18 protein-coding genes and 1 tRNA gene are annotated in these 21,271 nt (G+C 70.6%); 9 read left to right on the top strand and 10 right to left on the bottom strand.

Annotated elements, in window-relative coordinates; translation table 11 throughout:
* Positions 1-9: 9 nt before the first annotated feature.
* Positions 10-2,610 carry a DNA gyrase subunit A gene (gene gyrA, locus ABKA19_RS10625; protein WP_353688869.1) on the top strand — a complete coding sequence of 867 codons (2,601 nt, stop codon included), beginning with the start codon at positions 10-12 and terminating at the stop codon, positions 2,608-2,610.
* 121 nt (positions 2,611-2,731) lie between these two features.
* Here the strand turns inward: gyrA and ABKA19_RS10620 are convergent, their stop codons facing one another.
* The 3 genes from ABKA19_RS10620 to ABKA19_RS10610 all read right to left on the bottom strand — a co-directional run bounded on the left by ABKA19_RS10620 (position 2,732) and on the right by ABKA19_RS10610 (position 4,775).
* On the bottom strand, positions 2,732-3,715 hold the full coding sequence (locus tag ABKA19_RS10620; protein ID WP_353688868.1) for a restriction endonuclease: 984 nt from the start codon (positions 3,713-3,715) through the stop codon (positions 2,732-2,734).
* Between the two features lie 211 nt (positions 3,716-3,926).
* Positions 3,927-4,430 (bottom strand): phasin family protein, encoded by a 504-nt coding sequence (locus ABKA19_RS10615; RefSeq protein WP_353688867.1) that lies wholly within the window; start codon positions 4,428-4,430, stop codon positions 3,927-3,929.
* Between the two features lie 69 nt (positions 4,431-4,499).
* The gene (locus ABKA19_RS10610) at positions 4,500-4,775 is read right to left on the bottom strand and encodes a polyhydroxyalkanoic acid system family protein (protein WP_162377428.1); all 276 of its coding nucleotides are present in this window, start codon (positions 4,773-4,775) and stop codon (positions 4,500-4,502) included.
* Positions 4,776-4,874: 99 nt separating this feature from the next.
* On the opposite strand from ABKA19_RS10610, the gene ABKA19_RS10605 reads away from it, so the two are divergent.
* Positions 4,875-5,660, top strand: a complete 786-nt coding sequence (locus ABKA19_RS10605) for an FHA domain-containing protein (RefSeq protein ID WP_353688866.1) — start codon at positions 4,875-4,877, stop codon at positions 5,658-5,660.
* Here the strand turns inward: ABKA19_RS10605 and msrQ are convergent.
* The gene (msrQ, locus tag ABKA19_RS10600; RefSeq protein WP_353688865.1) at positions 5,629-6,273 is read right to left on the bottom strand and encodes a protein-methionine-sulfoxide reductase heme-binding subunit MsrQ; all 645 of its coding nucleotides are present in this window, start codon (positions 6,271-6,273) and stop codon (positions 5,629-5,631) included. The two genes, ABKA19_RS10605 and msrQ, sit on opposite strands and share 32 nt — an antisense overlap.
* A gap of 34 nt (positions 6,274-6,307) precedes the next feature.
* The gene (gene msrP / locus ABKA19_RS10595; protein ID WP_353688864.1) at positions 6,308-7,279 is read right to left on the bottom strand and encodes a protein-methionine-sulfoxide reductase catalytic subunit MsrP; all 972 of its coding nucleotides are present in this window, start codon (positions 7,277-7,279) and stop codon (positions 6,308-6,310) included.
* 145 nt (positions 7,280-7,424) lie between these two features.
* On the opposite strand from msrP, the gene serC reads away from it, so the two are divergent.
* From serC to aroA, 3 genes are all read left to right on the top strand, one after another.
* Positions 7,425-8,510, top strand: coding sequence for a 3-phosphoserine/phosphohydroxythreonine transaminase (gene serC, locus ABKA19_RS10590; protein WP_353688863.1), 1,086 nt, complete (start codon positions 7,425-7,427; stop codon positions 8,508-8,510).
* 17 nt (positions 8,511-8,527) lie between these two features.
* A complete protein-coding gene (gene pheA, locus ABKA19_RS10585) occupies positions 8,528-9,721 on the top strand; it encodes a prephenate dehydratase (RefSeq protein WP_353688862.1) in 1,194 nt (397 codons plus the stop codon).
* Positions 9,722-10,002: 281 nt separating this feature from the next.
* On the top strand, positions 10,003-11,310 hold the full coding sequence (gene aroA, locus ABKA19_RS10580; RefSeq protein ID WP_353688861.1) for a 3-phosphoshikimate 1-carboxyvinyltransferase: 1,308 nt from the start codon (positions 10,003-10,005) through the stop codon (positions 11,308-11,310).
* Positions 11,311-11,320: 10 nt separating this feature from the next.
* On the opposite strand, the gene ABKA19_RS10575 is transcribed toward aroA, so the two are convergent.
* Together ABKA19_RS10575 and ABKA19_RS10570 are read right to left on the bottom strand one after the other, a co-directional pair.
* Positions 11,321-11,899 carry an energy transducer TonB gene (locus tag ABKA19_RS10575; protein ID WP_353688860.1) on the bottom strand — a complete coding sequence of 193 codons (579 nt, stop codon included), beginning with the start codon at positions 11,897-11,899 and terminating at the stop codon, positions 11,321-11,323.
* 136 nt (positions 11,900-12,035) lie between these two features.
* Positions 12,036-12,677 (bottom strand): energy transducer TonB, encoded by a 642-nt coding sequence (locus ABKA19_RS10570; RefSeq protein WP_353688859.1) that lies wholly within the window; start codon positions 12,675-12,677, stop codon positions 12,036-12,038.
* Between the two features lie 116 nt (positions 12,678-12,793).
* Between ABKA19_RS10570 and serS the strand changes: the two genes are divergently transcribed.
* Positions 12,794-14,071, top strand: a complete 1,278-nt coding sequence (gene serS, locus ABKA19_RS10565) for a serine--tRNA ligase (RefSeq protein WP_353689005.1) — start codon at positions 12,794-12,796, stop codon at positions 14,069-14,071.
* Positions 14,072-14,202: 131 nt separating this feature from the next.
* Here serS and ABKA19_RS10560 read toward each other — a convergent pair whose 3' ends face one another.
* A complete protein-coding gene (locus ABKA19_RS10560) occupies positions 14,203-14,790 on the bottom strand; it encodes an FMN-dependent NADH-azoreductase (protein ID WP_353688858.1) in 588 nt (195 codons plus the stop codon).
* Positions 14,791-14,907: 117 nt separating this feature from the next.
* Here ABKA19_RS10560 and ABKA19_RS10555 point away from each other — a divergent pair, with 117 nt between their 5' ends.
* Together ABKA19_RS10555 and ABKA19_RS10550 are read left to right on the top strand one after the other, a co-directional pair.
* A complete protein-coding gene (locus ABKA19_RS10555) occupies positions 14,908-15,888 on the top strand; it encodes a LysR family transcriptional regulator (protein WP_162377418.1) in 981 nt (326 codons plus the stop codon).
* Between the two features lie 82 nt (positions 15,889-15,970).
* Positions 15,971-16,060, top strand: a tRNA-Ser gene (locus ABKA19_RS10550).
* Between the two features lie 245 nt (positions 16,061-16,305).
* Here the strand turns inward: ABKA19_RS10550 and ABKA19_RS10545 are convergent.
* Entirely contained in the window at positions 16,306-17,184 is an 879-nt protein-coding gene (locus ABKA19_RS10545; RefSeq protein WP_353688857.1) for a M28 family metallopeptidase, read from the bottom strand.
* Positions 17,185-17,409: 225 nt separating this feature from the next.
* On the opposite strand from ABKA19_RS10545, the gene ABKA19_RS10540 reads away from it, so the two are divergent.
* The gene (locus ABKA19_RS10540; RefSeq protein ID WP_162377416.1) at positions 17,410-18,057 is read left to right on the top strand and encodes a response regulator; all 648 of its coding nucleotides are present in this window, start codon (positions 17,410-17,412) and stop codon (positions 18,055-18,057) included.
* Between the two features lie 103 nt (positions 18,058-18,160).
* Here the strand turns inward: ABKA19_RS10540 and ABKA19_RS10535 are convergent, their stop codons facing one another.
* The gene (locus ABKA19_RS10535; protein ID WP_353688856.1) at positions 18,161-21,268 is read right to left on the bottom strand and encodes an Rne/Rng family ribonuclease; all 3,108 of its coding nucleotides are present in this window, start codon (positions 21,266-21,268) and stop codon (positions 18,161-18,163) included.
* Positions 21,269-21,271 lie beyond the last annotated feature (3 nt).

Raw genomic sequence — 21,271 nt, 5'->3', positions numbered from 1 at the left:
AGAGCCCTGATGACGGATCTGGCGAAAGAAATCATCCCGGTCAATCTCGAAGACGAGATGCGCCGCAGCTACCTCGACTACGCCATGAGCGTGATCGTGGGGCGCGCACTCCCCGACGTGCGAGACGGCCTCAAGCCGGTGCACCGCCGGGTGCTTTTCGCGATGCACGAACTGGGCGCGCACAGCAACAAGCCGTACTACAAGTCCGCGCGAATCGTCGGCGACGTCATCGGCAAGTACCACCCGCACGGCGACCAGTCGGTCTACGACACGCTGGTGCGCATGGCCCAGCCGTTCTCGCTGCGCTACCTGCTGGTCGACGGCCAGGGCAACTTCGGTTCGGTCGACGGCGACTCGGCCGCGGCGATGCGCTACACCGAGGCGCGCATGTCGCGCCTCACCCACGAGCTGATGGCCGACATCGACAAGGAAACCGTCGATTTCCAGCCCAACTACGACGAGAAGGAACTGGAGCCGACGGTCATGCCGACCCGGTTCCCGAACCTGCTGGTGAATGGCTCGGCTGGTATTGCCGTGGGCATGGCCACCAACATCCCGCCGCACAACCTGACCGAGGTGGTGAACGGCCTGCTCGCGCTGATCGACGAGCCGGACCTGGATGTCGATGGCCTGATGCAGTACATCCCGGGCCCGGACTTCCCGACCGCGGGCATCATCAACGGCGTCGGCGGCATCCAGCTGGCCTACCGCACCGGCCGCGGCCGCGTGCGCATGCGCGCCAAGGCCGATGTCGAGGTGGCCGACAACGGCCGCGAATCGATCATCGTCACCGAGATCCCGTACCAGGTGAACAAGGCGCGGCTGATCGAGAAGATCGCCGAGCTGGTCAAGGAAAAGAAGATCGAGGGCATCTCCGAGCTGCGCGACGAGTCCGACAAGGACGGCATGCGCATCTACATCGAGGTCAAGCGCGGCGAATCGGCCGAGGTGGTGCTCAACAACCTGTACCAGCAGACCCAGCTGGAGTCGGTGTTCGGCATCAACATGGTCGCCCTGGTCGACGGCCGGCCGCAGCTGGTGAACCTCAAGCAGATCCTCGAGGCGTTCCTGCGCCATCGCCGCGAAGTGGTGACCCGCCGCACGATCTTCGAACTGCGCAAGGCACGTGCGCGCGCGCACGTGCTGGAAGGCCTGACCGTCGCGCTGGCCAACATCGACGAGATGATCGAGCTGATCAAGACCTCGGAAACCCCGCAGGTGGCCAAGGAGCGCATGCTCGGCCGCAGTTGGGAGCCGGGCCTGGTCGGCGCGCTCCTGGCCGCCGCCGGGGCGGAGGCCTCGCGGCCCGAGGGCCTGCCCGAGGGCGTGGGCTTCATCGACGGCCGCTACCAGCTGACCGAGGTCCAGGCCCAGCAGATCCTCGAGATGCGCCTGCACCGCCTGACCGGCCTGGAGCAGGACAAGCTGACCGACGAGTACCGCCAGCTGCTGGAAACCATCCGCGGCCTGATCGAGATCCTCGAGAACCCGGACGTGCTGCGCGAGGTGATCCGCACCGAGCTCAACAACCTCAAGGAGGAGTTCGGCGACGCGCGCCGCAGCGAAATCCGCGCCAGCGAGGAAGACCTGGACATCCTCGACCTGATCGCGCCGGAAGATGTGGTGGTGACCCTGTCCCATGCCGGCTACGCCAAGCGCCAGCCGGTGTCGGCCTATCGCGCGCAGAAGCGCGGCGGCCGCGGACGCAGCGCGGCGGCGACCAAGGAAGAGGATTTCATCGACCAGTTGTGGCTGGTCAACACGCACGACACGCTGTTGACCTTCACCAGTAGCGGCAAGGTGTTCTGGCTGCCGGTGCACCAGCTGCCGGAGGCCGGTTCCAACGCGCGTGGCCGGCCGATCATCAACTGGATCCCGCTGGAGGAAGGCGAGAAGGTCCAGGCGGTGCTGCCGGTACGCGAGTACGCCGAGGGCTACTACGTGTTCTTCGCCACCCGCGACGGCACGGTCAAGAAGACCCCGCTGACCGAGTTCGCGTTCCGGCTGGCGCGCGGCAAGATCGCCATCAGCCTCGACGAGGGCGACGCACTGGTCGGCGTGGCACTGACCCACGGCGCCAGCGACATCATGCTGTTTGCCTCCAACGGCAAGGCGGTGCGCTTCGACGAGTCCGAGGTGCGTTCGATGGGCCGCACCGCCACCGGCGTGCGCGGCATCCGCCTGGCGCCCGGCGAGGAAGTGGTGAGCCTGGTGGTGCCGGACGGGGAGGGCGACATCCTCACCGCCAGCGAGCGCGGCTACGGCAAGCGCACCCCGCTGGAGGAGTATCCGAAGAAGGGCCGTGGCACCCAGGGCGTGATCGCGATCCAGACCACCGAGCGCAACGGCAAGCTGGTCGGCGCGATCCAGCTGTCCGAGCAGCATGAGGTGCTGCTCATCTCCGACGGCGGCACCCTGGTGCGCACCCGCGCCTCGGAAATTTCGCAGGTCGGCCGCAATACCCAGGGCGTGACCCTGATCCGGCTGTCCGAGGGCGAGTCGCTGCAGGCCGTCGAGCGGGTCGATGCGTCGTTGGACGACGAGGATGAGCCGATGCCGTCGCACGCTGCCGGGGAATCGTCCGCCAACGAGGCCGGGCCGCCGGCCTGAGCCCGGTTTCCCGGGGCGGATGCGAGAACGCCGGCCCCTGGGCCGGCGTTCTCGTTTGTGCTGTCGCGGGAATGGCGCGTGGTTGGTGGCGGTGCATCCCGTTCCTGGCGCCCGCTGCCGGTCACATGGTCCGGCATTGCCTCCAGCGCACCGGCTCGTCGCTGCCGGGGCGCGGATTGAGCTGCACGCGCGAGGCGCGCAGCGGCGGATAGCGCTCCAGTTCGCCGCAGATCAGCGGCCAGACCATCTGGTCGCTGCCGCTGCGATCGATCACCAGCGTGGCACGGGTCAGCCAGTAGGCGCGGGTGATGCCGGGCACGTCGGAGAGCGTGCGGGCGATGTCGCCCTGGTAGCGGAGCAGGGTGGCGTCGTCGGGATTGTCCTGGATGGCGTCCTGGTCCGGGGCGGGCGTCGCGGCCGCCGGCGCTGCCGGTGCCGGGGCGGCCTGGGCGGCCTGGGCGGCCACAGGCGCCGCCACCGCCACCAGGCTCGCGCCGTCGCCATCCGCCGATTCCATGCGTGGCAGCACCACCGCCACCACCAGGCCCAGGACCAGCGAGGCGCCCAGGGCGATCCCGGTATGCCGCTTGGCCTGGGCGACGGCGTCGCGGTCGATGCGCCGGGTCGTGTCCACCGGCATGAAGGGCTTGAGCAGCGGCCACAGGCGGCGACCGTCGATCACCTCGATGCCGCGCTCGGTCGCCGCCGCCAGCGCGTCGCGCTCGGCCCGTCCCTCGGTCAGCAGGATCCCGGAACGCGCGCCGGCCAGGTCCATCGCGCCCGCCAGTTCCTCGACGCTCGCAGCCCCCAGCCGGTAGGCCAGGCCGTGCTTGCACGAGAGCAGCCAGCGGCTTTCGCCGTCGGTCATCAGCAACTGGCTGCTGGTGGAATCACCGCCCGGCTCCGGGCCGAGGCTGGCGTCGCGCAGGCCGCGCTGCTGCATGGCCTGGCCGACGATGGTGGCGAACTCGCGCCAGCGCAGGTTCGCCAGCGCGCGCAGTCCGGCGGCCGTTTCCGTCTCCGGACGCCGCACCAGCCACAGATAGAGCACCGCGAGCACCGCCGCCAATGCGGCCAGAGCCAGTCCCAAGATCCAGGATGACATGCCAATCCTTGCGAAGAATCCCCTGCGCCGGTGCGCGATGTTACACGCCTGCCGGTGCCGCCGATGGGCCGGGCCGGGATGAAAGAAGGCCCGCCAGTCCGGTAGCCGAGAGGGGAGGGGAGCAAACGGCGGTTGGACTGGCGGGCCGGTTCCGATTCTGCACAACCGCGTTGTGCTGTGCAACAAACCGGAGCGCGCGGTTTGGCCCGGGCTACGGGCCGGCCGTGGGCTCGCTCGGTCCGCCGTGGATGTCGCGCGTGGGCGCCTGGGCGTGCTCGCTGTGGCGGCCGCGCTGCAGCTCGCGGGTCAGCGCATCGATGCGGGCTCCGAGCGCATCGAGGTCGTCGCGGGTGGGCACGTCTAGCTGGCGCAGCGCCTGCTGCACGCGCTGTTCGAACATGCGGCCCATGCCGTCCCACGCCTCGCCGGCGCGGGCCTGGGCCCGGGCAAACGCCGAATCCAGGCTCTGGCGCATGCCCTCCAGGCGAGCCGCGGCACCGGCCGAGCCGGGCGGATCGCCGGCTTCGACCTGCCGGCCTTCTTCGGCCAGCTGCTCGAACAGCTTGCTGCCTTCGTCCTGCGCGCGGGCCAGCGCGCCGATGCCGGCCAGCCAGACCTGGTGGGCGTTCTCGCCCAGTTCGCGGGCGATGCGTCCGGCCTGCGCCTGCAGGTCGGCCACGCTGGTGAAACCGGGGGTGTGGGGGTCTGCGCTCATGTCCGCTCCTGGTGGTCGGGTGACCCGGCCAGTCTGCAGGCGCGGCCGATAAGGGCGCGTGAGTCGCGGTCAGTCCAGGCGTTCGCCCAGGACGCGGCGGATCTCCGCCTCGACCTGGCCACGCAGGGCCGAAAGCAGGAAGCCGAGCTCGGCCGTGACCCTCACCTGGCTGGGCAACAGCTCGACCTGGCCCTGCAGGCCGGGGCCGGCCAGCGTGACCGCGTCGCCCCGCCAGGTTCCAGCGACGCCGAAGCGCTCGCCCAGCTGGGCGGCGATGCCGTCGATGATGCGTCGCGCCTCGTCGGGGGTACGCGTGTGCAGGTGCACGATCTCGATGCGGGCCATTGCAGGGAGCGGAAGCGGAAAGGCGGATCGGCAAGGTTAGCCGCCCGGCCGGCGGCGGGCCAGCGGAATCGTGCCGCGATTTGCTAGGCTCTGCCGCCAATGACCGAGCTGCAACTCCATTTCAGCAATCGCCAGCAGGCCGACCACCCGTTGTCGCCCGGCGTCCACCGCGTGGTCCGCCAGCCCAACGGCGTGCTGGCCATCGGCGAGGCGCTCGCCGGCGTGCTGGTGGCCCAGTTCTGCCTGGACCAGCGCGGCTTGTGGCTGCAGGTGCCCAATGGCGCGCGCGGCATCCATGTCAACGGCCGGCCGGTGCGGCGGATGGCGCTGCTGAGGGGCGGCGACGCGGTCTACGTCGACAGCGTCGAGCTGCTGGTACGCGCGCCGTTGCGGGCCATGCCTTCGCCGCTGGATCCGGGCGAGCATGCGGCCGACCCGCGCGTGCTCCTGCGCGGCGTCGGCGGGCAGCACCACGGGCGCAGTTTCACCCTGGGACCGTCGCGGCTCGTCGGCGCCTCCCGCGAGGCCGACATCCGCATCGACGATCCGGCCTTCCCCGCGCGCCATGCGCTGCTGGAGCGGCATGGCGGGGTGGTCCTGCTGCGCGGCCTCGGCAACGAGCCGACCCTGGTCAACGGCATTCCGGTCCGCGACGCCGTGCTGGGGCCGGGAGACCAGGTGGTGTTCGAGGGGCAGCACCGTTTCGTCGTCGAGTTCCCTTCGCTGCCTGCGCCACCACCTGCGGACGGCCCGGCCCCGGTCTCCGAGGTCACCACGGGCGCGGGCGCGTTGCCCAGGCCGGCGGCGCGACTGCCGTGGCTGTTGCTGGCGGCGTTGTTGCTGGGGCTGGTCCTCAGCGCATTGCTGTGGTTCGGCGCGCGCTGAAGCGGCGCCATGCGCGCCAGCCCAGCAGCAGTGCCGCGATCGCCGCATAGACCGCCGGCTCGCGCACGTCGGATTTGACCAGCCACCAGAAATGCAGGATCGCCAGTATGGCGACCAGGTAGACCAGCCGGTGCAGCTGGCCCCAGCGCCGGCCCAGGCGGCGCATCCAGCCCTGGGTCGAGGTCACCGCCAGCGGCACCAGCAGCAGCCAGGCGGTGAAGCCGACGGTGATGTAGGGCCGCTTGGCGATCTCCTCGAAGATCTGCGCCCAATAGCCACCGAGGTCCAGCGCCAGGTAGGCGGCCAGGTGCAGGCAGGCGTAGAAGAACGCATACAGGCCGAGCATGCGCCGGAAACGCAGCAGCACGGGCTTGCCGGTGAGCTGTCGCAAAGGCGTCACCGCCAGGGTGAGCAGCAGCAGGCGCAGCGCCCACAGCCCGGTGCGATGTTCGATTTCGGCCACCGGGTCGGCGCCGAGCGCGTCGCTGCCGGTGCGCCAGACCTGGTAGATCTGCCAGCCCAGCCAGGCGGCCGGGGCGAGCGCGGCGGCATGCACGGCGGCCTTGGCCCAGGCCACCGCCGGTGGCGTGGCCGGCCTCGGGCGGCTGCTCATACGCGCCGGTGTCCGGTCGGCGCCACCCGCCACCTCAATACCACTTGCGCAGGTCCATGCCCGCGTACATCGAAGCGACCTGCTCGGCGTAGCCGTTGAACGGCCGGGTCGGGATCCGCTCGGCGAACAGCTTGCTCTTGGTCCCGGCGATGCGCCGTTCGGTCTTCTGGCTCCAGCGGGGATGGTCCACGTCCGGATTGACGTTGGAGAAGAAGCCGTACTCCGAGGGTTGCAGGTCGTGCCATGCCGTCTCGGGCATCTTCTCGACGAAGCGGATCGAGACGATCGACTTGATCGACTTGAAGCCGTACTTCCAGGGCACCACCAGGCGCAGTGGCGCGCCGTTCTGCTGAGGCAGCGGCTTGCCGTACAGGCCGGTGGCCAGCAGGGTGAGCGGGTGCATGGCCTCGTCGATGCGCAGGCCCTCGCGGTAGGGCCAGTTGATCGAGCGGTAGCGCATGCCCGGCATCTGCTTCGGGTCGGCCAGGGTGGTGAAGGCGACGTACCTGGCCTTCGAGGTCGGCTCGAAGCGCCTGAGCACGTCGCCCAGCGGGACGCCCAGCCACGGGATCACCATCGACCAGCCTTCCACGCAACGCAGCCGGTAGACGCGCTCCTGCGGCGCCAGGCCGCGCAGCAGGTCCTCCAGGCCGATGCGTCCCGGCTTGGCGCATTCGCCCTCCACCGCGACGGTCCAGGGCGAAGTCCGCAGCGTCTTGGCCGCGCGCGACGGGTCGCCCTTGTCGGTGCCGAACTCGTAGAAGTTGTTGTAGGTGGTGATGTCTTCGTAGCGGGTCAGCTCCTCGCGGGTGCTGAAACCGGCCTTCGCATCGGCGGCGCTGATCGTAGTCTTCGGCGGCGGTGGCGGTTCAGCCTCGGCGCAGCCAGGCAGGGTGGCCAGCAGCGGGCTGGTGGCGAAGGCGGCCAGCAGCCGGCGCCGGTCGCGGTAGACCGACTCGTCGGTGATCTGGGTGGCGGCGATGCGGGGGAGGCGGAAGTGGCGCATCGAACGGACTCCGGAAGACGACAGGTTCGGACCGCTGGCCGGGCCTGCAGTTCCCGCTGCCGCGCGGCCTTCGCGGGCGGGCCTTGGTTGCGCCCGCAACCGCTGCACTGCGGCATACTACGGCACCTTTCGTGACGGGTGTTTCATGACGCGCGCGTACAACTTCAGTGCCGGCCCCGCGACGCTGCCGGAACCGGTCCTGCGCCAGGCACAGGCCGAGATGCTGGACTGGAACGGAGTGGGCGCGTCGATCGTCGAACTGAGCCACCGTGGCGCCGAATTCATGGGCGTGGCCGCCCAGGCCGAGGCTGACCTGCGCACCCTGTTGTCCGTGCCCGACGACTACGCCGTGCTGTTCCTGGCCGGCGGCGCGACCACCCAGCAGGCGCTGCTGGCGCTGAACTTCGCCGCGCCCGGGCAGACCGTCGACTACGTCGTGACCGGCCACTGGGGCAAGACCGCGATCAGGCAGGTCAGGCCGTACGTGGACGTGCACGTGGCCGCCGACGGCGAGCCCGGTGGCTTCCGCGACATCCCGCCACGCCAGGACTGGTCGCTGAGCGCCGACGCCGCCTACGTCCACATCACCGCCAACGAGACCATCCACGGCGTGGAGTTCCGCGACACGCCGGACGTCGGCACGGTGCCGCTGTTCGCCGACTTCAGTTCGTCGATCGCCTCCGAGCCGCTGGACGTGTCGAGGTACGGCCTGATCTACGCCGGCGCGCAGAAGAACCTGGGGCCGGTTGGCGTGTCGGTGGTGATCGTGCGCCGCGCGCTGCTCGAGCGCGCCGGCCAACCACGCGCCGACATCTTCAACTATGCCTCGCACGCGGCGCGGGATTCGATGCTCAACACGCCGCCGACCTGGAACTGGTACCTGCTCGGGTTGACGGTGAAGTGGATGCTGGAGCAGGGCGGGGTGGAGGAGTTCGCGCGCCGCAACGCCGCCAAGGCCGCGCTGGTCTACGACGCCATCGACAGCTCCCGCGGCTTCTACCGCAACGAGGTCGCCGTGCCAGTGCGTTCACGCATGAACATCCCGTTCTTCCTGCCCGACGAAACGCTCACCACGCGCTTCGTCGCCGAATCGAAAGCCGCCGGCCTGCTGGCGTTGAAGGGCCACAAGGCGGTGGGCGGCCTTCGCGCATCGCTCTACAACGCCATGCCGGTGGCCGGTGCGCAGGCGCTGGTCGCCTTCATGCGCGATTTCCAGCAGCGGCACGGATGAGGCGGGGGAAGCGAGCGATGGCAGCACCGAACAAGCCCACCAGGCCGCCTGCGAAGAAGGCCGCCCGCAGCGGCGCGAAGAAGGCGACCCGTACACCGGCCGCTTCCAGCCAGGCCCAGGTCGTCGCGGCGGCACCGGCGCTGGCCGATGTCCGCGCGCGGATCGACGGCATCGACCGCCAGATCCAGGAACTGATCGCCCAGCGCGCTGCGTTCGCCCTGCAGGTCGGCAAGGCCAAGGGCAAGCTCGCCGCGGCGGTGGACTACTACCGGCCCGAGCGCGAGGCGCAGGTCCTGCGCATGGTCGTGGACCGCAACGAAGGCCCGCTGTCGGACGAAGTGCTGGTGCACGTGTTCCGCGAGATCATGTCCGCGTGCCTGGCCCAGCAGGAGCCGCTGAAGATCGGGTACCTGGGGCCTGAGGGCACCTTCAGCCAGCAGGCCGTGCTCAAGCACTTCGGCCGCTCGGCGCACGGCCTGCCGCTGGGCAGCATCGAGGAGGTGTTCCAGGAAGTGGAGGCGGGCAACGCCGATTTCGGCGTGGTGCCGGTGGAGAACTCGGGCCAGGGCACGATCCAGGTCACCCTCGACATGTTCCTGACCTCGGCGCTGAAGATCTGCGGCGAAGTCGAGCTGATGGTCCACCAGTACCTGCTGTCGCGCAGCGGGCGGCTGGAGGACATCGAGCGCATCTACGCGCATCCGCAGGCGTTCGCGCAGACCGCCGGCTGGCTGCGGACCAACCTGCCCAGGGCCGAGAAGGTGCCGGTGTCGAGCAATGCCGAGGGCGCGCGGCGCGCGCGCGGCGCCGACGACTCCGCGGCCATCGCCGGTGAGAGCGCGGCGCACGTGTACGGCCTGAAGAAGGTCATCATGCGTCCGATCCAGGACGACAAGGACAACACCACACGCTTCCTGGTGATCGGGCGCAGGATCTTCCCGCCGTCGGGCCATGACCGTACCTCGATCCTGGTGTTCATCCACGACAAGCCCGGCGCGTTGTTCGACGTACTCAGCCCGTTCGCGCGGCACGGCATCAGCATGAACCGGATCGAGTCGCGGCCCTCGCACCAGGCCAAGTGGGAGTACGCGTTCTTCATCGACCTGGCCGGCCATGTCGACGACGAGGCGATGAAGCAGGCGCTGTCCGAGCTCGAAAGGCATGTGGCGCAGGTCAAGGTGCTTGGTTCGTATCCGGTGGCGGTTCCTTAGGTTCCATCGCATGGAACGCGCCCCGGCGGACGCACGGCCCCGTTCCTCGCCGGACACGCCGTGAATCCATCCCTGGAGGCTCGACGGCGCCATCCATGGCGCCGACGGTCCGGCGAGGAACAGGGCCGTGCGTCCCGGATGCGTGGCGGACAGTTCAAGCAACAGCGGGTCGCGTGGTTTCCGGATGGGTTGTGCAGATTCAGGTCCCGACCACGCTGCCATGTTCCGGTGATTGGTAGTCACCCGGAACGACTCAACAGACAAGAAGTTACGGAGCAGAGATGTCGCAGTCGCAGCATTGGATCGCAACCGCCGGGCAGCCGCTGCGCGGCACGCTGGAGATTCCGGGGGACAAGTCGGTCTCGCACCGGTCGGTGATGCTGGCCGCGCTGGCCGATGGCGTCTCGACGATCGACGGCTTCCTCGAAGGCGAAGACACCCGCGCGACCGCGGCGATCTTCGCGCGGCTGGGCGTGCGCATCGAGACGCCGTCGCCGTCGCGCCGGATCGTGCATGGCGTGGGCGTGGACGGCCTGGAGGCCGCCGATGGCCCGCTGGACTGCGGCAATGCCGGCACCGGCATGCGCCTGCTGGCCGGCCTGCTCGCCGCGCAGCCGTTCGACAGCGTGCTGGTCGGGGACGAGTCGCTGTCGAAGCGGCCGATGCGGCGCGTCACCGGCCCGCTGGCGCAAATGGGCGCGAAGATCGATACGCAGGAGGATGGCACGCCGCCGCTGCGCATCCATGGTGGCCAGCGGCTGGCCGGCATCGACTACACGCTGCCGGTGGCCTCCGCCCAGGTGAAGTCGGCGATCCTGCTGGCCGGCCTCTACGCGCATGGGGAGACGTCGGTGGCCGAACCGCATCCCACGCGCGACTACACCGAGCGCATGCTTTCTGCTTTCGGCGTGGACATCGAGTTCTCGCCCGGCCATGCCAGGCTGCGCGGCGGCCAGCGCCTGCGTGCGACCGACATCGCGGTGCCGGCGGACTTCTCGTCCTCGGCATTCTTCCTGGTCGCCGCGAGCATCGTGCCCGGCTCGGAGCTGCGCCTGCGCGCGGTCGGCCTGAATCCGCGCCGCACCGGGTTGCTGCACGCGCTGCGGCTGATGGGCGCCGACATCGTCGAAGAGAATCCCGCCATCCACGGCGGCGAACCTGTCGCCGACCTGGTCGTGCGCCATGCGCCGCTGCATGGCATCGAGGTGCCCGAGGCGCTGGTCCCGGACATGATCGACGAGTTCCCGGCGCTGTTCGCCGCCGCCGCATGCGCCGAAGGGCCGACGGTGGTCCGTGGCGCGGCCGAACTGCGGGTCAAGGAATCCGACCGCCTGGCGGCAATGGCGACCGGCCTGCGCACGCTGGGACTGCGCGTCGACGAAACGCCCGACGGGGCGACCATCCACCCGGGCGCATTGGGTGCCGGAACGATCGAAAGCCATGGCGACCATCGGATCGCCATGGCTTTCGCGGTGGCCGCACAGCGCTCGACCGGCGAGGTGCGGGTGGAAGACGTGGCCAACGTGGCCACGTCGTTCCCGGGCTTCGACTCGCTGGCCCGTGGCTGCGGATTCGGCCTGGCCAGCTAGCTAAGTCCGATCAGCCGCGACGGAACTCGACCGGCAGCTGCACGGTCGCCGCCACCGGTTCCCCGTTACGGGTGGCCGGCTGGAAACGCCACTGGCGCGCCGCCTCGATCGCGGCGCGGTCGAACGCGCGGTCACGATCCCCGCTGCGCTCCACCACCTGGACGTCGGTCGGCACGCCGCGTGCGTCGACATCGATGCGCAGCATCACCGCGCCTTCCTGGCCGGCGCGCAGGGCGCTGCGCGGATACGCCGGTACCGGGTTGCCCGCCAGCGGTTGCGGGGCGCGGTTGGCGATCGCGGCGCGGGCACGATCGGCACCGGAGTTGTCGCGCGTGCCGGACGCGCCAGCCGGGCGGGTTTCGGTAGCCGCCGGCGTGGTGAGCTGCGGTTCGACCATGGTGACGGCCGGCTGCGGATCGACGGTCACGTCGTCGCGCTGCGCATACCACCACACGCCGAGCGCCACCAGCGCGACCGCCAGTGCACCCATCAGCACCGGGGAGGTGCGTCCGTCGCGTGTCTGGACCTGGTCGTCGACTCGGTTCGGATCGACGTGCGTGTGCTGCGAGTGGTTCGTGTAGGTCGCCATGGGCGTCTCCTCGGTGGTTGGGTGGAACCGTGGCCGAGTTTCAACATGGCGATGTCAGCGCGGGGTCGATTTGCGCTGAATGTTTCCCTACCGGACTGCTCCGTTCAGGCAGTTGCACGCGTCGTGAGCGGGATGCTCACTCGAGCTTGAAGTCGATCGGGACCGAAAGCGTGCCGGCGACCGGATTGCCGGAGGCGTCGCGCGCCGGCGAGAAGCGCCAGCGCGACACCGCTTCCACCGCGGCTCGATCGAGGTCGCGCGAGCCGCTGCGCTGGGCCACGTCCACCGATACCGGTTGGCCCTGCGCGTCGACCTGCACCTGCAGCACCACCGTGCCGGTCTCGTTGCGCCGCAGCGCCTCGCTCGGGTAACGCGGCGAGGGCGACTGCTCCGGAAGGGGAACGGGTGCCTGCGCGGCTTCGCCGGCGACCGGCGCGGCCTCGTCGATGGTGGGCGGCAAGGGGCTGGTCTCGGCCGGCAGCGGCGCCGGTGCCGGCGCAGGCGCGTCCTCCACCAGCCGTGGCGCCTCGCCGGCATCGGGCGGCAATGGCGTGGCCGCGTCACCGGCCGGGGTGGGGCGCGGCAGTGGTTCGAACTCCTCGGGCACGGCGGCCGGCAACTCCGGTCCGGTGGCGACCGCCTGGTCGCGGCGCGCGGCCAGCCAGACCACGGCAAACAGCAGCCAGCCGAGCAGGAAGGCGCCTGCGACCAGCAGCCAGCGGCCTCGCGGCAGGTACGCGGCCAAGCCGGCCGGTGCGGAACGTGGGGTAGTGGCCATGGCGGTCCGGATCACGGGTCCAGCGGATTCTGCCACGACGCCGGTGAACCATCGGCGGGCGCGCGCCGCCGCGATTGGCGATAATGCGCGACCACGTCCGCAAAGCCGTCCCCGCCATGCTCGATCCCGCGCTGCTCCGCAACCAGACTGCCGCACTGGCCGAACGCCTCGCGGCCCGAGGCTACACCCTCGACGTGGCCGCGATCGAATCGCTGGAGGCCGAGCGCAAGGCGATCCAGGTGCGCACCCAGGAGCTGCAGAACCTGCGCAACACCCGTTCCAAGGCGATCGGCCAGGCCAAGGCCAGGGGCGAGGACGTGGCGCCGTTGCTGGCCGAGGTCGCCGGTTTCGGCGACGAGCTGAAGGCCTCCGAGGCGCGGCTGGAGGAGATCCGCGGCCGGATCGACGCCATCGCGCTGGGCATTCCCAATATTCCCGCCGACGACGTCCCCCGCGGCGATGACGAGGCCGGCAACGTCGAGCAGCATCGCTGGGGCACGCCGCGCAGCTTCGATTTCCCGGTCAGGGACCATGTCGAGCTCGGCGCGCGCCACGGCTGGCTGGATGCGGACACCGCCGCCAAGCTCTCCGGTGCGCGCTTCACCGTGCTGCGCGGACAGCTCGCGCGCCTGCACCGGGCGCTGGCCCAGTTCATGCTGGACCTGCATACCGGCGAGCACGGCTACGAAGAGACCAGCGTCCCGCTGATCGTCAATGCCGACTCGCTGCAGGGCACCGGCCAGTTGCCCAAGTTCGAGGAGGACCTGTTCTCCACCGAGCTGGGCGAGCACCGCCGCTACCTGATCCCCACTTCGGAAGTGCCGCTGACCAACATCGTCCGCGACGAGATCGTCGAAGCCGACCGGCTGCCGCTGCGGATGAGCGCGCACTCGCTGTGCTTCCGCTCCGAGGCCGGCAGCGGCGGCCGCGACACCCGCGGTATGATCCGCCAGCACCAGTTCGAAAAGGTCGAGCTGGTGTCGATCGTCAGGCCGGAAGAGAGCGACGCCGAGCACGGGCGCATGACCCGCGCCGCCGAGACCGTGCTGGAGAAGCTGGGCCTGCCGTACCGCAAGGTGCTGCTGTGCACCGGGGACATGGGCTTCTCCGCGCGCAGGACCTACGACCTTGAGGTATGGCTGCCCTCGCAGGAAACCTACCGCGAGATCTCGTCCTGCTCGACCTGCGGCGATTTCCAGGCGCGGCGGATGCAGGCCCGCTGGCGCAACCCGGCCACCGGCAAGCCCGAGCTCGTGCACACCCTCAACGGTTCGGGCGTGGCGGTCGGCCGAGCGCTGATCGCGGTGATGGAGAACTACCAGAACGCCGACGGTTCGATCACCGTGCCGGACGTCCTGCGTCCGTACATGGCCGGCGCCGAACGCATCGCCTGAGCGCTGCATTGCGCCAGGCGCCGCGCGGGGCCGGACCGCCGGGGCCGGCGTCGCCCGTCGAGGCCGGCGGGGCAGCCGCGCTGCACGCCGGCCGCGCGGCTGCCGCTTTCGGCGGCGATTGCCCTCGGGCCTCAGGCCGCCTTGCGCAGCGGCGCCACCAGCGCCGGGATCGCGGCCTTGGCCGCGGCGATCGCATCGCTGCGGTGCTGCGGCGAATAGGCCACGCCTTCGGCACGGACGAACTCGACATCCTCGATGCCGAGGAAGGCGAACACCTGGCGCAGGTAGGGCTCCTGGAAGTCGCTGGGCGCGCCGCTGTGCAGGCCTCCGCGCCCGCTGGCGACGACCACCTTCTTGCCGCCGGCCAGTCCTTCCGGCCCGGCCTCGGTGTAGCGGAAGGTGCGGCCGGCCACCGCGACGCGGTCGATCCAGGCCTTCAGCGTCGAGGGAATGGCGAAGTTGTACATCGGCGCGCCGATCACCACGACGTCCGCGTCGAGGAACTGCTGCAGGGTCCGCTCGGCATCGGCCGCCTCGGCCGGATCGGCCTTGGCCAGGCTGCCGCCGGTGAGGTGGGGCAGGGGCTCGCGGTCCAGGTCGCGGTACTCGACCTGCACGCCGTCGAGCGTGGACGTCCACTGTGAGACGATGGCGGCGCTGAGCTCCCGGGTGACCGAGTTCTGGCCCAGGGCGCTGGAATCGATATGCAGCAGGTTCATGGCGGTGTTCCTTGTTTCAAGGGCGGCGATGCCGCGACCGGAACACTATCTGTTGTTGCATTATTGGAATAAAGGTGGTTACATGCCACCGTCTGTTCCATTTATGGAAGTACGGCCATGCAGGATCTCAACGACCTCTACTACTTCGCCATGGTGGTCGAACACGGTGGCTTCGCCGCGGCCGAACGCGCGCTGGGCATCCCCAAGTCGCGCCTGAGCCGGCGCATCAGCCAGCTGGAGACCGATCTGGGCGTGCGCCTGCTGCAGCGCTCCACGCGCCGTTTCGCGGTCACCGACGTCGGCATGAGCGTCTACCGCCATGCCCAGACCATGCTCACCGAGGCCCAGGCCGCACGCGAGGTGGTCGACCGCCTGAGCGCCGAACCGCGCGGGGTGGTCCGGGTCAGCGTGCCGGTCGCGCTGGCCCAGCAGCAGCTGCCCAAGCTGCTGCCGAAGTTCCTCGACCAGTACCCGAAGGTGCGGTTGCAGTTGCACATCGGCAACCGTCGCGTGGACCTGATCAACGAAGGCTTCGACGTCGCCCTGCGCGTGCGCGCGCGCCTGGACGATGACGGCAGCCTGGTGATGCGCAGCTTCGGCCAGATCCAGGAACTGCTGGTGGCCAGCCCGAAGTACCTGGACCGCGCAGGCCGGCCGAAGGACCCCGCCGACCTGGCCTCGCACCTGACCTTGAGCATCCACGAGGACGAAGCCCACCAGCGCTGGGAACTGCACGGCCCCGGTGGCGAAGTACGCCGCGTGGACCTGCAGCCGCGCGTGGCCGGCTTCGATTTCCCGCTGCTGCAGTCCATGGTCAAGGACGGCTTCGGCATCACCATGCTGCCGGAGACCGTGTGCGCCGAAGCGGTGCGCCGCGGCGAGCTGGAAGTGGTGCTGCCGGAATGGTCGCTGCCGCAGGGCATCTGCCACGCCGTGTTCGCCTCGCGCCGCGGGCTGCTGCCGGCGGTGCGCGTGTTCATCGATTTCCTGGCCGAGCACCTGCCGCAACAGATCGAATCCTCGCGCCTGGATTGCGGCAACTGCGGCGGCAAGGCCGGTGCGAAGCCGCCGGTGGCCGAAGCCGTCGAAGCCGGCTGATCGCCCCCGCCGCGCATGCGACAATCGCGCCGCCGTGCCGTGCCGCCAGGCTCGGGCACGGCGATCGCGGCACGCGCAATACGGAGAGATGGCCGAGCGGTTTAAGGCACCGGTCTTGAAAACCGGCGTAGTGGCGACACTACCGTGGGTTCGAATCCCACTCTCTCCGCCAGATACGCGAGGGCCCCCGCAAGGGGGCTTTCGCGTATCTGGCGGACAGGGTGGACGTAGATGAGGACCCGGTTCGACAACCGCGCAGCGGTTGCACGGCGCAGCCGCCCGCAGGGCGAGGCACCAAAGGTGCCGAGTGGATCCCACTCTCTCCGCCATCGTTGCCGCGACCATCCGGGCGTCGACGCCGCCACCGCCGCATCCGCGGCACTTTTACCGCCAGGTGGCGGCGTCGCCCTGGGCAGGCTAGGGGCCGCCCGACGCGCCGGCTGCGGATGCCGGGGATTCCGCACGCGGGACTTCGGCCACGGCGGCCACGTCCAGTGCGCGCAAGCCCGCCTCCACCACCCGCAGCGCCTCGGGCACGGCGGCCGGATCCAGTTGCGAGGCATCGTCGCTCGGCGAGTGGATGACCTGCATCACCCGCGGCGCGGGGTCGGGCGCTTGGCCGTCGAAGGCCTGGAGGATCGCGGCGATCTCGTCGCCGCCGACCAGCGAGAACGACACCGCCGGCCATCCGGCCTTGAGGAAGGCGAGGTGGTCGGTGGGCGGATACCTGTCGCCCGGCTGGAATCCGATGCCCTCGTCGCGGCTGGCCGCGTGCAATGCCGCGACCAGCGGCGTGCCGTCCTGCGGGGTCATCATCCACAACGTATCGCCCCAGCCGAACACGTCGAAGTTGACGTACAACGCAGGCTGCTCCTGCCCGGGCGCGGCGATCCAGGCGTGCGCGCCCAACAGGCCGCGTTCCTCGAGGTCCCAGAACGCGAGCTTCACGCGGTGGTTGTCCAGCGGGCGCGCCTTCAACGCCTGGGCGAGTTCCAGCACGGTCGCCACGCCGGAGGCGTTGTCGGTGGCGCCGTGGCCGACGTCAACCCGGTCGTAATGCGCACCGATCAGCAGCAGCGGCGCACCGGCCGGGCCGCCGAGGTCGACGACCAGGTTGCGCCCCGACAGTCCATCGGCCTCGAACGGCTCCTCGCGCCAGTCCAGGCCCAGCGCGTCCAGGCGCGTGCCGATCGCCGAGGCGCGGGCGGCGGTGTCCTCGCCCAGGCTGATCCCGACCACCTGCGCCTGCCAGCGCGTGGCGATCGCGTCCGTCGCGGCGGCAGCGGTCGTCGGCACGGCCGACCCGACCGCTGCGACGGGCTCGGGGGCGTGGGCGGCCGCCGCGGATGGCAGGCCGGCGGCCAGGACGAGCAGCAGCGCGGACCGGCGGCGCGGCCGTCGGGAAAGCAAGGAATGGCGCATGAGGTTTCCCCGGAAACGGACCCGGAGTATGCCCGGCCGCCGCTTGCCCGGCGACAGGTCTGGCGATAGTCTGCGGCCGGGCCATACCGAGGGAGCGGGATGACCATCCGGGTATTTCTGTTGGACGACCATGCGCTGGTCAGGACCGGTTTGCGCATGATCCTTTCGGCACAGTCCGATATCGAGATCGTCGGCGAGGCGGAAAGCGGCGAGGAAGCGTTGCCGCTGATCCGCTCCCTGAAGCCCGACGTGGTCCTCTGCGACCTGCACTTGCCGGGCATCAGCGGCCTGGAAGTCACCGAACGCATCGTGCGCGCCCATGCCAGGTGCCGGGTGGTGATCGTGTCGGTGCTCGAGGACGGCCCCCTGCCCAAGCGGCTGCTCGACGTGGGCGCGTCCGGTTACGTGGGCAAGGGCGGCGATGCGGGCGAACTGCTCAACGCAGTCCGCAACGCGGTGCGCGGCAAGCGCTACCTCGGCAGCAGCATCGCCCGCAACATGGCGCTGGCCAGCGTCGGCGGCGACGAGTCACCGTTCGACCAGCTGTCCCCGCGCGAACTCGAGGTGGCGATGCTGCTGGTACAGGGCATGCGCCAGGATGCGATCGCGCGGCGGTTGAGCCTGAGTCCGAAGACGGTCAACACGCACAAGTCGCGGCTGTTCGAGAAGATCGGAGTCGAGGACAACATCGCGCTCGCCCGGCTGGCCGCGCGCTACGGGCTGATGGATCCCGCCACCAGCCTGTGAGGGCCTGCGGCCGGTAACCGGTCCGGCAGCGCGGGGCGTTCCGGGCAGAGAGCCTCCGCCCGCCCGCGACGCGGGAGGGCGGATCCGCCAGGCGTGGCGCGTGTCAGCCGCGCGGCTTGGCCTCGTCCTCGTCGGCTTCCGCGGCGGGCGCGTCTTCGTCGGCCGATGCCACCTCGCTGGCGACCGCTTCCGGCGCACCGGATCGGCGCTCGACATCCGCGGGCGCGGCAGACACCTGGTCGAACAGGCCGGCGGTGGTGAACGGCGCCGGAGGAGCCGGCTCCGGCTGCGGTTCGACGGGCGACGCCGACGGCGGCACCGGGTCCACGGCAGCCGCCGGCGCGGTGGCCGTGCGGATTTCTTCCGTCGGCACGGGCACGGCCGGTGCTTCGGCGGCCGTGGCGGCGGCCGCTTCGGCGGGCGTGGCTGGCTCCACCGGGGCCACCGGCAGGCCAGCAACCGCGTCGGCGGCTGCCTCGGCGGGCTCGATCGCACTGGCCGCGTCAGCGAAGGTCGCCTGGCCGACGCCGGCGCTGGTGGATTCCGGCGCGGCGTCGACGGCCCTCGGTGGCGCGCTTGCGCTGGCCGCGGGGGCTTCCGCCGGTTCGGACCCGGAGTTGGCCGGCGGCGCCATGGCCGCCGGAGAGGACCCGGCTGTCACCGGAGACGGGGCGGCCGCCTCGATGTCGTCGAAGTCGAATTCGGGCTGCCCCGCCGGGTTGGTGCCACCGGCGGCTGCGGCGGCGGGGGCTTCGGCGAACTCGCCTGCAGCGTCGTCATCGCCGGCGTCGTCCAGCTCGCTGGTGCCCTCGGCGCCACCCTCGGCCAGCGCGCCGGCGGCCTCGCCACCGCGACGACGGCGACGTCCACCCCGACGGCCACGGCGACGGCGGCTGCCACCCTCGGCATTCGCCGCGTCATCGCCAGCGGTCGGCGGTGCATCGTTGTCGCCCGGCGCCGGCGCGGCTGCCACGGTGTCGCTGGCGACCGGCGGCGTGGCGTCGATCGTTGCGGGTGCGGCCACCGGCGTCGCCACGGCGGCGACCAGCAGGGTCTCGGCGGTCACATCGGCCGGAGTGGCAGCCGGGCGCGCGGCGGCGTCTTCGCCACGCTGGCGCGGCGGAACCTGCGCCGAAGCCGTCTTGGCCGGCTCGCTGGAATCGCCCGCTTGCCGCTGCGGCTTCTGCTGCTGGGGCTGGCGATCCTGTTTCGGTTGCTGCTGGCGATTGCCGGCGGGCTGTCCAGCCTGGCCCGGCTGCGCGGACTTGGGCTGCTGCTGGCGTTCCTGCTTCTGCGGCTGGGCGTTGCCGCCGCCCTTGCCCTGCTGGCCACGCTGCTTCTGCTGCGGGTTGCGGTTGCCCTGCGGGCCGTCGCCACGGCCTTCGCCACGGCCGTCGCGGCGGCGCTCGTTGCGGTCATTGCGGTTGCCGCGGCCGTCATCGCGCGACGGGCGTTCCGGCGCCGGGGCGGCCGGAGCGGCATCGCCACCGAACAGGCGCTTGAAGAAGCCGACCACGCCACCGGATGCCGGGGCGGGGGCCGGTGCGCGCGGTGCCGGGGTCGCGGCCATCGGCGCCGGCGCTTCCTCGCGCTCCTCGCGCACCGGGGCCGGGCGCGGCGGGGCCACGCGGGTCACCGCCGGCGGCGGCGGGATGTTGAGCTGGGCCTTGGTCAGCGCGTGCACCGGCAGCTTGCGCGGGGTGCCGCGCTGGTAGCTGGGCTTGGTGCTTTCCTCGCCCAGCTCGTTCTCGCGCAGGCGGGTGACCTCGTAATGCGGGGTGTGCAGCTGCTCGTCGGCGACGATGATGATCGGCGCGTCGTGGCGGGTCTCGATCTCGCGCAGCGCGCCGCGCTTCTCGTTGAGCAGGAAGTTGGCGATCTCCACCGGGGCCTGGACCAGTACCTGCCCGGTGTTCTCCTTCATCGCGTGCTCTTCGGCCACGCGGATGATCGACAGCGACAGCGACTCGACGCTGCGCATGCGGCCGTGGCCCTCGCAGCGCGGGCAGACGATCTGGCTGGACTCGCCCAGGCTGGCGCGCAGGCGCTGGCGGCTCATCTCCATCAGGCCGAAGCGCGAGATCCGGCCCAGCTGGACCCGGGCGCGGTCGTACTTGAGCGAGCCCTGCAGGCGGTCCTCGACCGCGCGCTGGTGCTTGGAGGAGGACATGTCGATGAAGTCGATCACCACCAGGCCGCCCAGGTCGCGCAGGCGCAGCTGGCGGGCTACTTCCTCGGCCGCCTCCAGGTTGGTGTGGAAGGCGGTCTCCTCGATGTCGCCGCCCTTGGTGGCGCGCGCGGAGTTGACGTCGATCGCGGTGAGCGCCTCGGTCTGGTCGATCACCAGCGCGCCGCCGGAGGGCAGGCGGATGGTCCGCTCGTACGCGTTCTCGATCTGCGATTCGATCTGGAAGCGGTTGAACAGCGGGATGTCGTCCTTGTAGTGCTTGAGCTTGCGCAGGTTCTGCGGCATCACCTGCTGCACGAACTCGCGCGCGTCGTTGTACATCTCCTCGGTGTCGACCAGGATCTCGCCGATGTCGTTGCGCAGGTAGTCGCGCAGGGCGCGGATGATCAGCCGGCTTTCCTGGTAGATCAGGAACGGGGCGGGCTTGCTCAGCGCCGCCTCGGCGATCGCCCGCCACACGGCCAGCAGGTAGTCCAGGTCCCACTGCAGCTCTTCGGCATCGCGGCCGACGCCGGCGGTGCGGATGATCACGCCCATGTCGTCGGGGATCTGCAGGGCGTCCATCGCCTTCTTCAGCTCGGCGCGGTCGTCGCCCTCGATCCGGCGCGACACGCCGCCGGCGGTCGGCGAGTTGGGCATCAGCACCATGTAGCGGCCGGCCAGCGAGATGAACGTGGTCAGCGCCGCGCCCTTGTTGCCGCGCTCGTCCTTGTCCACCTGGACGACCACTTCCTGGCCCTCGCGCAGCAGCTCGCGGATGCCGGCCTTGTTCGGGTCGACGCCGCTCTGGAAGTAGTCGCGGGAGATTTCCTTCAGCGGCAGGAAGCCGTGGCGCTCGGCGCCGTACTCGACGAAGGCCGCCTCGAGGGACGGTTCGAGCCGGGTGATGCGGCCCTTGTAGATGTTGGACTTCTTCTGTTCCTTCGACGGCTGTTCGATGTCGATGTCGTACAGGTTCTGGCCGTCGACGATGGCCACGCGCAGTTCTTCGGCCTGCGTGGCGTTGATCAGCATTCGCTTCATGGT

The sequence above is a fragment of the Pseudoxanthomonas sp. Soil82 genome (genome assembly GCF_040446535.1).
Taxonomy (GTDB): domain Bacteria; phylum Pseudomonadota; class Gammaproteobacteria; order Xanthomonadales; family Xanthomonadaceae; genus Pseudoxanthomonas; species Pseudoxanthomonas kaohsiungensis.
Note: the sequence above shows the minus strand (reverse complement) of the source record. Positions and strands in the feature narration are given on the sequence as shown.